The 13,724-nt window shown below is 63.2% G+C and carries 11 protein-coding genes; 1 reads left to right on the plus strand and 10 read right to left on the minus strand.

Annotated elements, in window-relative coordinates; genetic code table 11:
- Positions 1-131: 131 nt before the first annotated feature.
- The 3 genes from hldE to ACIP1G_RS29465 form a co-directional block, all read right to left on the minus strand.
- Positions 132-1,553, minus strand: a complete 1,422-nt coding sequence (gene hldE, locus ACIP1G_RS29455) for a bifunctional D-glycero-beta-D-manno-heptose-7-phosphate kinase/D-glycero-beta-D-manno-heptose 1-phosphate adenylyltransferase HldE (RefSeq protein ID WP_400743604.1) — start codon at positions 1,551-1,553, stop codon at positions 132-134.
- 130 nt (positions 1,554-1,683) lie between these two features.
- The gene (gene msbA / locus ACIP1G_RS29460) at positions 1,684-3,492 is read right to left on the minus strand and encodes a lipid A export permease/ATP-binding protein MsbA (RefSeq protein WP_400743607.1); all 1,809 of its coding nucleotides are present in this window, start codon (positions 3,490-3,492) and stop codon (positions 1,684-1,686) included.
- Positions 3,493-3,507: 15 nt separating this feature from the next.
- Complete coding sequence (locus ACIP1G_RS29465) at positions 3,508-4,683, minus strand: O-antigen ligase family protein (RefSeq protein ID WP_400743609.1); 1,176 nt, start codon at positions 4,681-4,683, stop codon at positions 3,508-3,510.
- Positions 4,684-4,784: 101 nt separating this feature from the next.
- Here ACIP1G_RS29465 and ACIP1G_RS29470 point away from each other — a divergent pair, with 101 nt between their 5' ends.
- A complete protein-coding gene (locus ACIP1G_RS29470) occupies positions 4,785-5,390 on the plus strand; it encodes a toluene tolerance protein (RefSeq protein WP_400743612.1) in 606 nt (201 codons plus the stop codon).
- A gap of 3 nt (positions 5,391-5,393) precedes the next feature.
- On the opposite strand, the gene ACIP1G_RS29475 is transcribed toward ACIP1G_RS29470, so the two are convergent.
- The 7 genes from ACIP1G_RS29475 to ACIP1G_RS29505 all read right to left on the minus strand — a co-directional run bounded on the left by ACIP1G_RS29475 (position 5,394) and on the right by ACIP1G_RS29505 (position 13,533).
- Positions 5,394-6,485: a glycosyltransferase gene (locus tag ACIP1G_RS29475; RefSeq protein ID WP_400743615.1), complete on the minus strand. Its 1,092-nt coding sequence runs from the start codon at positions 6,483-6,485 to the stop codon at positions 5,394-5,396.
- A 38-nt stretch (positions 6,486-6,523) separates the two neighbouring features.
- Complete coding sequence (locus ACIP1G_RS29480) at positions 6,524-7,297, minus strand: glycosyltransferase family 2 protein (RefSeq protein WP_400743618.1); 774 nt, start codon at positions 7,295-7,297, stop codon at positions 6,524-6,526.
- A gap of 63 nt (positions 7,298-7,360) precedes the next feature.
- Complete coding sequence (locus ACIP1G_RS29485) at positions 7,361-8,317, minus strand: glycosyltransferase (protein ID WP_400743621.1); 957 nt, start codon at positions 8,315-8,317, stop codon at positions 7,361-7,363.
- 48 nt (positions 8,318-8,365) lie between these two features.
- Positions 8,366-9,769 (minus strand): PIG-L deacetylase family protein, encoded by a 1,404-nt coding sequence (locus ACIP1G_RS29490; protein WP_400743623.1) that lies wholly within the window; start codon positions 9,767-9,769, stop codon positions 8,366-8,368.
- Positions 9,766-10,662, minus strand: coding sequence for an antimicrobial resistance protein Mig-14 (locus ACIP1G_RS29495; protein WP_400743625.1), 897 nt, complete (start codon positions 10,660-10,662; stop codon positions 9,766-9,768). The genes ACIP1G_RS29490 and ACIP1G_RS29495 overlap by 4 nt, the downstream gene beginning before the upstream one ends.
- Positions 10,662-11,792, minus strand: a complete 1,131-nt coding sequence (locus tag ACIP1G_RS29500; protein ID WP_400743628.1) for a glycosyltransferase — start codon at positions 11,790-11,792, stop codon at positions 10,662-10,664. Before ACIP1G_RS29500 ends, ACIP1G_RS29495 begins: the two co-directional genes overlap by 1 nt.
- On the minus strand, positions 11,776-13,533 hold the full coding sequence (locus ACIP1G_RS29505; protein WP_400743629.1) for a carbamoyltransferase: 1,758 nt from the start codon (positions 13,531-13,533) through the stop codon (positions 11,776-11,778). The genes ACIP1G_RS29500 and ACIP1G_RS29505 overlap by 17 nt, the downstream gene beginning before the upstream one ends.
- Between the last annotated feature and the right edge of the window lie 191 nt (positions 13,534-13,724).

Here is a 13,724-nt window from a genome sequence, read left to right on the forward strand (position 1 = left end):
GGTTTACCCGCGAAGAATGCAACTCGGTGTATGGCACCGGCGTTGCCGGTGTTCGCGGCTAAAGCCGCTCCCACAGGTATTGCGCAAACCCGAAGCCTACGCATTACCGGTAGAAGCGGCCCAGGGTTCGATCAGTGTTTGCGAATCTTCTCGACAATCGCCGTGGTCGAGCTGTTCTCGACCAGCCCCAACACCTTCACAGTGCCGCCATAGGCCTTGACGATATCAGCGCCGACCACCTGGTCGATGCCATAGTCACCACCCTTGACCAGCACATCCGGCTTGACCTGGCTCAGCAGGTTTTCCGGCGTGCCTTCAGGGAAGCTGATCACCCAGTCCACCGCACCCAGCCCGGCCAGTACGGCCATGCGCCGGTCGACACTGTTGATCGGCCGGCCCGGCCCTTTCAGGCGGCTGACCGAGGCGTCGTCGTTGACCGCGACGATCAGGCGATCGCCCTGGGCCCGCGCCTGCTCCAGGTAGGTGACATGCCCGGCATGCAGGATGTCGAAGCAACCGTTGGTGAAGACGATTTTCTCTTTGTGTGCCCGCGCATCATCGATGGCCAGCAGCAGTTGCTCCAGGCCCAGTACACCGCGCTCGGAGCCTTCTTCACGCTGGATGGCCCGGCGCAGCTCGGGGGCGCTGATCGCAGCCGTACCCAGCTTGCCGACCACAATGCCCGCCGCCAGGTTGGCCAGGGCCACTGCGTGAGGCAGGTCTTCGCCAGCGGCGATGGCCGCTGCGAGGGTAGAAATGACGGTATCGCCGGCGCCGGTCACATCGAACACTTCACGCGCCCGCGCCGGCAGGTGCAGCGCCGGCTGGCCTACACGCAGCAAGGTCATGCCGTGCTCGCCACGGGTCACCAGCAAGGCGCCCAGGTCCAGGTCCTGCAGCAACTGCAGGCCCTTGGCAACCAGCTCGGCCTCATCGGCACAACGGCCGACGATGGTTTCGAACTCGCTGAGGTTCGGGGTGATCAGGCTGGCGCCGCGGTAGATGGAAAAGTCCTTGCCCTTGGGGTCGGCCAGCACCGGAATGCCCTTGGCCCGCGCCGCCTGGATCAGGCTCTGGTGGTTTTTCAGTGCGCCCTTGCCGTAGTCGGACAGGACCAGCACCTTGACGCCTTCGAGCAGGCTGTCGACCTCGGCCCCCAGCGACAGCGGGTCGGTGGCGAACGGCTCTTCGAAGTCGATGCGCAGCAGCTGCTGGTGACGGCTCATGACCCGCAGCTTGACGATGGTCGGCTGGTGCGCGATGCGCTGGAACACCGAGCGCACGCCAGCGGCCTGCAGGCTGTTGGCCAGGCTGTCGGCAGCTTCGTCCTGGCCCGTGACACCGATCAGCGAAGCCGGCGCGCCCAGCGCGGCAATGTTCAAGGCAACGTTGGCCGCGCCGCCGGGGCGATCCTCGATCTGATCGACCTTGACCACCGGGACTGGCGCTTCAGGCGAGATACGCGAAGTACCGCCATGCCAGTAGCGGTCGAGCATGACATCGCCGACCACCAGTACCGGGGCTTGATCGAAACGCGGCATGGACAACTTCATGGGCAACCCATATGGAAATAATGAACAGGGGCGGGATATTACCACAGGGTAGACGACGGCTTTATGGCCAGATCATCCGCGGAAAATTCCCGTGACAATCGGGGCCATGGCGGCCCCGATCAAGGAGGGTTCAGGTGATATCGGCCTTGGCCGGCTCATCCAGGCCCATGGCATGCAGGCGGGCATAATGGCCATTGGCCGCGAGCAACTCGGCATGAGTACCGCGCTCGACCAGGCGGCCCTGGTCCATCACCAGGATCAGGTCGGCCTTCTCGATGGTCGACAGGCGGTGGGCGATCACCAGCGTGGTGCGGCCTTGCATCACATGGTCCAGGGCCGCCTGGATGTGCCGCTCCGACTCGGTGTCCAGCGCCGAGGTGGCTTCGTCAAGGATCAGCAACGGCGCGTTTTTCAACAGCGCCCGGGCAATTGCCAGGCGCTGGCGCTGGCCACCGGAAAGCAGCACACCATTCTCACCCACATCGGTATCGAAGCCTTTTGGCAGCCGGTCGACGAACTCCTTGGCATAGGCATCGGCCGCAGCGGCTTCGATGTCTGCGCGCGGGGCGCCGGCCAGGTCGCCATAAGCGATGTTGTTGGCCACGGTGTCGTTGAACAGGGTGACGTGCTGGGTCACCTGCGAAACGTGGCGACGCAGGTTACGCAGGCGGTAGTTCTCGATCTCCACGCCATCGAGCAGGATCTGCCCTTGATCGTGGTGATAGAAACGCGGGATCAGCGCCGCCAGGGTCGACTTGCCGCTGCCCGAGCGGCCAACCAGCGCGATCATCTGCCCAGGCTCTGCGACGAAGCTGATGTCACTCAGTACTTCACGCTCGGTGCCCGGGTAGGTGAAGCTCAGGTTGCGCACTTCCAGGCGCCCGTCCACGCGGTCCTTCTCAACGGTACCGGTGTCCAGCTCAGGCTCTTCGTCCAACTGCTCGAAGATACTTTCGGCGCCTGCCAGGCCCTTCTGGATGGTCGAGCTGACTTCCGAAAGCTGACGAATCGGCTTGGGCAGCAGGCCGGCGGCGGTGATGTAGGCCACCAGGTCACCGGCGGTGGACTCACCGCGCAGGAACAGCACCAGGAACATCAACGCGGCCATGGCGCTGTAGATCACCAGTTGCAGCATCGGCGTGTACAACGAACCGGTCTTGGTCATGCGCAGCTGCTTGTCGGTATTGCTCTGGCTGGCCCGGCCGAAACGCTGCTGCTCGTAGGCCTCGCCGCCGAAGCTGCGCACCACACGGTAACCCTGGATGGTTTCGGAAGCGACATGGGTGACATCGCCCATGGCCACCTGGATCTTCTTGCTCTGCTTGCGGAATTTCTTGCTGGCAACGCTGACCATCACCGCGATCACCGGCAGGATGGCGACCATCACCAGGGTCAGGTGCCAGTTCATCCACAACAGGTAGGCGAACAGGAACACCACGGTCAGGCCTTCGCGGATCACCACCTTGATTGCATCAGTGGCAGCACCGGTGACCATGGTCACGTTGAAGGTGATGCGCGAAATCAGGTGCCCGGAGTTGTGGTTGTCGAAGTAGCGGTTGGGCAGTACCAACAGCTTGTTGAACAATTCCACACGCAGGTCATGCACCAGGCACAAGGACACCTTGGCCAGGAAATAGTTACCCAGGAACGACCCCAAACCCTGCCACGCGGCGATCAGGATGATCAGCAGCGGCACCGCCTGCAGCAGTTGCAGGTCGCGCAGGTAGGGGACGTTGGGGAACAACACCGCTTCGGGGTTGCTCAGCCCATCGACGAAATACTTGAGGATCCCGGCCAACATCGGCTGGGTCGAGGCAAAGATCACAAAACCGACAATGCTCAGCAGGAAAATGCCGACATAAGGTTTCACATAGCTCAGCAGCCGGAAGTAAATCTTCAGACTGGAGGTGTGCTCCGCCGGACGCGGTGTTTCGGCCATTATCGAGCTCGCTGTTCAGGTTGAACCGGAAATTTTACCACAGGCGCCATTTTCGGCACGCCCCCATGGCAGCATCATGGCAAGGCCCACTGGTAGCCAGCTGATGAACCATTCTGCACGCGGTGTACCGGTGAGGCTGGCGGCATCGAACTGCATGGCCATGGTCGAGTACACCCAGAAGCCAAGCAGCAGCTTGCCAAACAACGTGCCACGCGCGCGGACGATTTCGCCCAGGGTAAACAGCCACACCATTACCCATAGCAGCATGCCTGGCAGGCCTATCTCCAGGGCAACATGGGTGAACATGTTGTGAGAGTGATCGAACTGCATGCCGGCTGCAATCACGTCATAGTCAGCACCCAGGCCCAGGCCGGCCCAGGGGTGCGCGGCGATCATGTGGAACACTGCATAGAAGATTTCTGGCCGGTAGGACGAGCCGCGTGCGGCAATCAGGTCATACGCAAGGTAGAAGGCCAGGCCGGTGGCAAGCACTGCCAGGATGGAAAACACCCGACTGTGGCGGTCGCGGAACCACAGCGGCGCGATCACCACGGTAACCACCAGGGCCAGGATCGCCCCACGGCTTTGGCTGAGCGTGGCAAATGCCCCCAGGCAAACCAACGCCGCCAGCCATAACAGCTGCATGCCACGCTGGCGAGGCGGCAGGTAGAGCAGGAAGAGCACGGCCGAACCGATGACATAGGCGCCCAGGATAGGGTGCGAAATCTCGCCGATACCCTCCAGCCTTTCCAGCAGATGCTGCCCCTTCAGCCCATAGAAGTTGATGATGGATACCAGCGCGGCAACGGCCAGCAAAGCACTGCCAATCAACATAAGCTGGCGAATGCGGGCCAGGCCAAGCTGGGCCAGCAACGGGAACGCCAGCAGGAACACCAGGATGTAGATCAGGCGCTTGATCTCGCGACCGAGGTCCTCTGTAGGCGACCAGGTCAGGCTGAGCCCGCTCCAGGCAAACAGCAGCAGCACACTCAACCACAGCGCCGGCTGGCGCTTCCAGGCTTGCACCAGCACCGCCCTGGCGGACCACGCCAGTAGCAGCGTCGGCAGCCACAGGAACAACACCAGGCCCTGCTGATAGATCTTGTTGCTCGGCGCCAAGGCAATCGCAGCCAGGAACCAGACCAGACCCAAGCCTAACCAGGCTCGTGCCCAGTTTTTTTGATACAACATCCACTCCCCCGAAGAATCAAAAGACACCATGCATGGTGCTACCGCATTATTTTCGGCATTATTGCCGGTCATTTTGCTCGCCAGACGACAAGGCCCTATTCATGCAATGCTCCCGGCTCACCCAGGTCGACTTCGATCAGCTGACACTCGGCGCACAGGTGCTTGAGGCAGACAGCTATGGCGCCAAAGTCTACCTGCTCGCAGATGGTAATTTCCTCAAGGTTTTTCGTAGGAAGCGACTGATTTCATCTGCGCTGCTGCGCCCTTACTCACAGCGCTTCGTCGACAACGCCGCGCGCCTGGCGCAAATGGGGATTCCAACCCTTGAGGTGATCAGCCAGCACAAGCTTGACCTGCCAGGCCGCACCGCCGTGCTGTATCGCCCACTGCCTGGGCGCACCCTGCTACAGATGTCGCGCGATGCCGGCTTCAGCTGGGACACCTACTTGCCGCGCCTGATCGAACTGATCCGCCAGCTGCACCGCTGCGGCGTTTACTTCCGCTCGCTGCACCTGGGCAATGTGGTGGTCACCCCCGACCAGCGCCTCGGCCTGATCGACGTAGCCGACATGCGCTTCCTGCGCCCGCCGCTGTCGGCGCGCATGATCCGTCGCAATGTGCAGCACATGGTGCGCTACATCGAACGGGAGAAGCTGGGCGACCGCTTCCCCCTCGCCGACTTCGAGGCAGCCCTGCTGGCGCGCTGAGCGTCAGCTGCGCAGCAGGACCTGTGAGCCGTTGCGAAATGCCTGCCAGGCCTGCTCCGGGGCCAGCGCCTGGCGTTGCCGGGCAGCCACTGCCGCAGCATTGAGCGCCGCGCAACGCCCGATTGCCTCGACCCACGCGCTTGCATCGGCGAGGGGCAGGTAGCTGCCGGTATCCTGCAATTGCTCGCGGAACACCTGCAGGTCGCTGCACACCACCGGCACATCAGCCATGACGGCCTCCTGCACCACCAGCCCCAAGCCTTCGGAGCGCGAGGGCACCAGTATCCAATCGAACGCCCGGTACAATTGCTGAAGGTCTTCGCGGTGGCCGCACAGGTGAACGCGCCCGGCCAGGCCAAGCGCATCGATACGCGCCTGCAGCGCGGCATGCAGGGGGCCTTCGCCGATGATGGCCAATTGCAGGCCAGGCTGGCGCTTGCTGGCCTTGGCGAATGCCTCGATCAGCATCCCGAAGCCTTTACTCTCCACCAGCCGCCCTACCGCACCCAGCAACATCCCGGTTGCCTCAGGCAACTGCAGGGCTTGTCGGGCCTGCTCCCGGCTCAACAGGGGCTCGACGAAAGCCGAGGGGTCGAGCGCCATGCGCAGGGTCTGCACCGGCCTGCCCAGGTCACGCTCAAGCGACTCGGCCAGCGTCTGCGACACCGCCGCGATGCTCAGGCGCTCGGCCGGGAACATACGCAGCAGGCGAACATCACTGCCAGTCAGGCGCGTCTTGCCATGGAACAGCACCTTGGCGCGCACCTCTGGAATTTGCTGCAACAGCGGCAGTACCAAGCGCGCGACGCCTACACCATCAAGCAGCACGATTTCTGCCTTGGCCTCGGCCAACGCCTTGCGCAAGCGCATACGTAACCACGGGCGCAACAAGCGCCACAGGTGGCGCCCTTTCAGCGCCCGTTGCGGCATGTGCCATTCCCGCGTCGAACCGAGCCCACAGCACAGCCCGCTGCCCAGCAGCAGCCAGTTACTGATCCGGGCATCGGCCCCTGCGTGCGACAATATCTGTCGATGAACCTTGTGGATGGACATGTAAGGTGTTCCACCCGCCCACATCATATTGACGATGTTCATGGGCCCTCTCCCCGCTCACTTCAGGTGGGACAGCGACTTCATTGAACAAAAATGGTGATACCCATGCCGATCAAGGCACCCGCCACCAGCGTCAATGCCAGCTTTACTCGATCACGTTGACGACGCTTGGCCTTACGCTCCACTTCAATGGGCAAGGTCACGTGATTACCAAATCCAGTGTGCAATACTGCATCACCCTCCAGGGTGACCGCTGTCAGATTTAACTCCGCATAGCGTCGGGAAAGCGCCTTTTCTCCAGCATAGGCGGCAAATGGCGCACAGCGCTGGTAATCGCTCAAACGACGCAGACCGGGGTTGAGCGAGAACGCCTGCCACTCGGCCTTGTCGGACAGCAGCGGGTAGCACGGCACGCCGGCAATCACCTGGCGCTCGCCCAGGCGGATGTATGGGCTGTGGATAGCCAGGTCGTGAGCATGGCTGCGCAACCAGACCTGCAACACGTCGGGGCTGACCTGCAGAATGGCCTGGGAGTCTTCGACGAAGCCCTGGCGATAGAAGTGCCAGTCGTCCTCGCAGTGGAAGATGTACGGCGTCTTGACGTGGCTGTAGGCCAGGTCGATAGACGGCAACTGGCCGAGCTTGGGCCGGTTTACGAACACCTTGCAGTAAGGCTTCCAATGCTCCGGCACGGCGGCATGCACGGCATCGTCACCGGAGTCTTCGGTGATGAATACCTCGCGGATGGGCGCGGTGTTGTAGCGATCGAAACTCTCAAGGGTGTCTTTGAGCAGGTCGAACCGCCCACAACTGGTCACGACAAGCGTGACATCACTCTCATTTGAAAAACGCACCGGACTCCCTCCGCATTGCGACTATCGGCTTTCAACCCGCTCCTGGGCGCGAAAGCTCTTATGTTAGATGCCCAGCTTCAAGCGCAGCCGCTGCCATGTTGACAATGGCGGGTGGGGCCTGAGTGCCGGGCGCATGTGGTCGACGATGCTACGTCCAACTGCGCCGAAACTAAAACGGGAAACCGCCAGGTGGCGGCCATTTTCTGCGATCTGCCGCGCCAGTTCAGGTTCCGCGCGCAAGCGGCGGAGCTTGTCCTGAAGGGTCGGGATGGTGTCATAGAACACCACGTTGTGCATGTCCTGCAGGCCCAGCGCGCGGTTTTCTTCTTCGCCCTGGTCGTACGCCAGCAATACACAGCCACACGCCATGGCTTCGAAGTTCTTGATCATGTATTCGCCCATGCCGACATCGGCACTGACGAAGAACCGGATACGGTTGAGCGTGTTGCAGTAGTCCTCGCCCGACTTGGTGCGGGTTACCAGCAGGTTCTCGACCTGCCCCAACTCGTCAAGCAGCGCCTTGCGACCGCTGTAGGCCACGCTGTTGACACTGCCGACGAAGGCCAGTTCGATATCACGCTCGCGCCCCTGGTCAGCCAGCAACTGCTCGTCGTAGCCCTTGGGCACGAACACCGCATCGAAACCTTCCTGGCGCAGGCGCTCGCTGACCATGTAGCCGGAACTGATGACCCGCGCCCATGGCAACTGGCGGTAATGGGCACTGAACTTGCCGGTGTACTTGCACGGGATGTAGTTCTGGTAGGCGTCGTGTTCCAGGATGACCAGGTTCGGCACGGTACGGATAAAGGCCACCTGGCGAATTTCCTGCTTGAAGCGCAGGAAGAACACGATGCGGTCATAACGCTCGACCTGCACTTCACGCTTGAAATAGCGGCGCAGGTTGCGCTGGTCTTCGCTGGTCAGCCAACGCAGGTCGCACTCGCAGTTGGCCGCGACGCCATCGTACAGACGGTCGAGTATCGCCCGCTGTTCCTTCTGCACCAGAAATAGGACTTTCATTACGTTCCTTGGGCGCTCTGCGCCATCGCGGTCAACCATGGGGCGTGCTTACAGCTCACGTCGCCAGAACAGTTCATGTCGGCGCACGGCCTTGCGGAAGAACTCGTTTTCCCCGTAAGGCGACGACCGCCGCCCGGCCAGCCAGCGCTGCAACAAGCGGCGCAGGCGGCGCTTGAACGGTGCCCGCGGCTGCAGGTCGTGCATCATGCCCAGGGCCATGGCCTTGTCGCGTTGGGCCGCCAGGTCCAGCACCAGACTGCAAGGTGCCCATGCCTGCGCAGCGCTGAGCTGCGGTGGCAAGGCCACTCCATCGCCACTGTCGCCCATGGGCCAGCGGTCGTTGTCATGCAGGTGGTTGGCGTAGCACAGCAGGGTTTGTGGCTGCCAGGCCAGGCCTTGCAGTGCCTCGAGCACCGCCGCCTGGGCGCAGATGTGGTCGGGGTGCGGGTCTAGCTGCGGGTGCGGCATCACCAGCACTTCTGGCTTGGCCATTTCCAGCAAGGCACGCAGGTCGGCCAGCAGGTTGTGCCAGGTCGGCGCCCCGTCGCGGTCGGCCGGCAGCGGGAACGGGTTGAACTGGCGGAATACACGGACATCGGCCAGGTCGGCTTCGCGCGAAGCGGCCGGCTGGTCGGGCGCGGCCTGCATGGCGGGCAGTTGCAGGCAAAAGTAGCCCAACTGCACGCAGCGCGACTCCGGCACACCGGCCCAGCGCGGTACGGCGATGCTGTCCCAGGCACGCAGGCGGCCTTTCAGGCGTGCGGCCTCGGCTTTTTCCAGGCCCATCTGTTGATAGTGTTCGGCCTCGATTTCACCTGCGGTCAGGGTCACCACCCAGGTTTCGTCGGCCTGGCTGTAGAGGCCATAGGCGGCCAGCTCGGCATCATCGGCATGTGGCGCGATAACCATCACCCGGCGCCGCTGCAGCTCGACCGCCGAGGTTATCCACAGGCGTGGCTGGCCCAGCAACCGGCAATGCCGGCCACGCAGGCGCAACGTGCCAGCTTGCACGGGCGCGGCCAGGCCAGTCAGGTTGAGGAAGCGCACGCCATCGACACCGCGCTCGAAGGTTTGCCGGTCGGCATGCTCGCTAGCCGCCAGTTCGACCCGCGGGTCGAGGAAACGCCCCAGCCAGCTACTTTTCACCCGTAGCTCAAGTACCAGGGTTTCGTTGCCCTGCAACGTACAGTCGGCCTTGAGCAGGCCATTGTGCAGGCTGGCTGGTACTTGCCGCGCCTGGTCACCGAAATCGTAGGCGTAGTCCTCGCCTGGCGCATAGAACAGGTGGTCGGCAAACCAGGCTTCGTGGCCGGCCCAGAGCAGCGGCAACAGCAGCAGTGGCAACCACCACCAACTGAACACACCCAAGGCGACCAGCGCCACCAGGCCCGCCAGCAGGCCCAGGCGCTTGTTGCGCCGGTGGCGCTTGAGCAACTGCTGCTTGCGGCTCACGCCTGATACACCGGCACGGGGTTGCACCAGCGGTCTTTGTATTCGCGGTCGGCACGGCCGAACGAGAACCGCAGTGGCTTGTTGCACGCGCGGGCGTGCTCCCAGGCAGCCTGGGTATTGAGGAAGCTCAGCACGCTACCAGGGCTGAAGGCCTTGGTTTCAGGGTCGACACCGCCATTGATGTACTCGACGCTGACCCACTCCGGCGCTTCGACGCGGTACACCAGCTGGATGGCAATCGGCTTGCCGTCCAGCAGCAGCACCGAGCCAATCAGCAGCTCGCGCAGGCGCTCCAGCACGTCGCCCATGCGCTCGGCACCGGTGGCCGGGAAGCCCCAGCGGCGCTGGAACAGGTCGCAGTACATGCTGGCGATTTCCTGCGCGCTGAAGTCGCTGATCGGGCGCACCACGCCGCCCGCCTCTTCCAGCAGGCGCAGTTCGCGGCGCTGGTTGTAGCGGAACTTCTTCGACAGGTCTTCAGGCGCCCGGGCCATGGCCAACTGCTCCTTCTGCGCCTTCAGGCCACTGAAACGGCCCTGGTTCAGTTCGGACAGGTAGCGCGCGGTATGGCGCAACGGCGCTGCAGCATCGGCCGCCGCCGGCAGGATGATCTCGGCATTGCCCAGGTCGAACAGGGCCTTCTTGCCGGCACGCTTGAGCACGTCCTTGGACAGCGCCAAGTGGTGCCCCCAGGTCGGGACAGCGGCCTTCAGCTCGCCGGCCTGGTGCCAGCCCAGGTAACGCACCGGGATCTGGGCCAGGTCGGCCAGTTGCTCGACCACCAACGGATGGGTGGCGACACTGCCGCCAAAGCGTGCCCACGCCTCGGCATAGGCCTTGGCGTCAATGGCTTGCCAACCGCGCTCGCGGAAAGCCTGGATACGATTGAGCATCAGGCCTGCCCCACCAGCGCACGCACCTGCGGCAGCTGCCAGAAGGCCTCGCGCACCGCCTGATCGGAAAAGCGTTCACGCAGGCGTTGCAGCATGTGTTCGGCACAGGCCTGGCGCTGCTCGACGCTCAGCACGGCCATGTGTTTCAGGCCCTGGGCCAGCTGCGCGGCATCGCCCAGCGGGAACAGCACACCAACGCCCTCGACCACTTCGCGGGCACCGCCACAGGCCGTGGCCAGTACCGGTACACCCGCAACCATGGCTTCGAGCAGGACCATGCCGAACGGCTCATGGTCGGAACTCAGGGCAAACACATCGAAGGCCTGGAAGTAACGGCGCGCATCCGGCACCTGGCCAAGGAAGTCCACCTGCCCGGCAATGCCCAGCTCGGCGGCCAGGGCCTTGAGTTTGTCTTCCAGGCGACCCTTGCCGAGAACCGCCAGGCGTGCGCCAGCCGGCAGCCCCGGCAGTGCTTCGGCAAAGCCACGCAGCAGGGTCGCCTGGTCCTTGTCTGGGTGCAGGCGACCGACATTGCCGACGATCCACGCCTGCGCATCCAGGCCCAGGGCCTGGCGTGCCTCGACGCGCGGCACCAGCGCCGCCTGCAGGGCGTCGATGTCGATACGGTTGTACAGGGTCTGGATGCGCTCGGCCGGCCACTGCGCCAGGCAGCGACGCATGTCGTCTCGCACTGCGTCCGACACGCCCAGCAGGCTGAGGCGCTTGCCGAACAGGTTGGCGAAAATGCGTCGCCCCTTGCGCTGGTAGTCACCGAAGGCATGGTGCACACCAATCACCGGCAGGCCGGTACCCAGCAATGCCACATAGATGGGCTTGAAGCGGTGGGCGATGCAGAAGGCGAAATTGCGCTCGGCCGCGATCCGCCGCAACGCGCGGATCGCCCCGAGTTTCAGGCCGCGCACGGCCTTGGAGCTGAACTCCAGGAACAGTACCTCGTCCGACGCACAGCCAGCCGCTACCTGCGAGTCGGCGGCGCCGGTGAGGAACACCGTGGTGACCTGGTAGCCACGCCCCTGAAACAGGCTGGCGTACTGACGGGCGCAGTCCAGGAACGGCCCGTCATAGCCATGGCAGAACTGCAGGATGCGCGGTTCAGAGCGGCTGGTCATACAGGGCCGCGCCGTCCTTCACAACCAGGATGTCTTCCATGATCAGGTACTGCAGGTCCGAGCCGAAGAACATGTTCAGGGCATCGGTCGGCGAGCAGATCATCGGTTCGCCACGGCGGTTCAGCGAGGTGTTCAGCGACACGCCGTTGCCGGTCAGGTCTTCCAGCGCCTTCATCATGTCGTAGTAGCGCGGGTTGTACTCGCGCTTGAGCACCTGGGCACGGGAAGTGCCGTCCTCGTGGACAACTTCCGGCACGCGGGTTTTCCACTCTTCAGCCACTTCGAAGGTGAAGGTCATGAACGGCGCCGGGTGGTCGACCTTGATCATCTGCGGGGCGACGGTGTCGAGCATTGACGGGCAGAAAGGTCTCCAGCGTTCGCGGAACTTGATCTGCTCGTTGATGCGGTTGGCCACGCCCGGCACGCTCGGGCAGCCGATGATCGAACGGCCACCCAGGGCACGCGGGCCGAACTCCATGCGGCCCTGGAACCAGGCCACCGGGTTGCCATCGACCATGATCTTGGCGATGCGCTGCGGCATGTCGTCGAGCTTGCGCCATTTCGGTGCATTCGGGTGACGGGCGCAGGCAGCGATCACGTCTTCGTTGGAGTAAGACGGGCCGAGGTAGACGTGTTCCATCTTCTCGACCGGCACGCCACGGGCGTGGGAAACGTAGGCAGCAGCGCCAACGGCAGTACCGGCGTCACCGGAAGCCGGCTGCACGAACAGTTCTTTCAGGTCCGGGCGGGCAATGATCTTCTGGTTGAGCTTGACGTTCAGTGCGCAACCACCGGCAAAGGCCAGCTTGCCGGTTTCACGCAGGGTGTCGCCCAGGTAATGGTCGATCATCTGCAGGGCGATCTTCTCGAACAGCGCCTGCATGCTGGCCGCGTAATGGATGTACGGCTCGTCGGCGATGTCGCCTTCGCGCTTGGGACCCAGCCATTCGATCAGCTTCGGCGAGAAGTAGAAGCCCTTGCCCTTCTCTTTATGGCGGCGCAGGCCGATGACGTTGGCGTACTCGGTGTTGATCACCAGTTCGCCATTTTCGAAGCTGGCCAGGCGCGAGAAATCGTACTTGCTGGCGTCGCCATACGGCGCCATGCCCATGACCTTGAACTCGCCGTCGAGCATTTCGAAGCCGAGGAACTCGGTGATTGCGCCATACAGGCCACCCAGCGAGTCCGGGTCGAAGAATTCCTTGATCTTGTGGATCTTGCCGTTTTCACCGTAGCCAAAGAAAGTGGTGGCGTACTCGCCCTTACCGTCGATGCCGAGGATGGCGGTTTTTTCCTTGAAGCCCGAGCAGTGGTAGGCACTGGAGGCGTGAGCCAGGTGGTGCTCGACCGGCTCGATCTTGACCTTTTTCGGGTCGAAACCCAGCTGCTCCAGGCACCAGACGATCTTCTTGCGGTAGCGCTTGTAGCGACGGTTGCCCATCAGGATGGCGTCGAGGGCGCGATCCGGGGCGTACCAGTAGCGCTTGGCATAGTGCCAGCGCGCCTTGCCGAACAGGCTGATCGGGGCGAACGGGATGGCTACCACGTCGACCTCGGATGGCTTGATGCCTGCCTGCTCCAGGCAGAACTTCGCCGACTCGTAGGGCATGCGGTTCTTCGCATGCTTGTCACGCACGAAGCGCTCTTCTTCGGCGGCGGCAATCAGCTTGCCGTCAATGTACAGGGCCGCGGAAGGGTCATGGCTAAGGGCGCCGGACAGGCCAAGAATCGTCAATGCCAAGGGATTAGCCTCTTCATTCGGTAGAAATGCGCCAGCGGCCGCTTGGGCGGGTGGCGACTAAAGGGCGGGATTATAACGCAAACATCACGAACTGCGCGGTCGTTGTAGGAGCGGCCTTGTGTCGCGAAAGGGCCGCAAAGCGGCCCCAGGTTTTCAGCTTCGCAGCAGAAACGGGGCCGCTTTGCGGCCCT

This window comes from Pseudomonas sp. NPDC089392 (assembly GCF_044749595.1).
Classification (GTDB): domain Bacteria; phylum Pseudomonadota; class Gammaproteobacteria; order Pseudomonadales; family Pseudomonadaceae; genus Aquipseudomonas.

Bases quoted from the DNA above. Each gene is read 5' to 3' on its own strand.
- hldE (WP_400743604.1), bottom strand. From the start codon at position 1,553: ATGAAGTTGTCCATGCCGCGTTTCGATCAAGCCCCGGTACTGGTGGTC.
- msbA (WP_400743607.1), bottom strand. From the start codon at position 3,492: ATGGCCGAAACACCGCGTCCGGCGGAGCACACCTCCAGTCTGAAGATT.
- ACIP1G_RS29465 (WP_400743609.1), bottom strand. From the start codon at position 4,683: ATGTTGTATCAAAAAAACTGGGCACGAGCCTGGTTAGGCTTGGGTCTG.
- ACIP1G_RS29470 (WP_400743612.1), top strand. From the start codon at position 4,785: ATGCAATGCTCCCGGCTCACCCAGGTCGACTTCGATCAGCTGACACTC.
- ACIP1G_RS29475 (WP_400743615.1), bottom strand. From the start codon at position 6,485: ATGAACATCGTCAATATGATGTGGGCGGGTGGAACACCTTACATGTCC.
- ACIP1G_RS29485 (WP_400743621.1), bottom strand. From the start codon at position 8,317: ATGAAAGTCCTATTTCTGGTGCAGAAGGAACAGCGGGCGATACTCGAC.
- ACIP1G_RS29495 (WP_400743625.1), bottom strand. From the start codon at position 10,662: ATGCTCAATCGTATCCAGGCTTTCCGCGAGCGCGGTTGGCAAGCCATT.
- ACIP1G_RS29500 (WP_400743628.1), bottom strand. From the start codon at position 11,792: ATGACCAGCCGCTCTGAACCGCGCATCCTGCAGTTCTGCCATGGCTAT.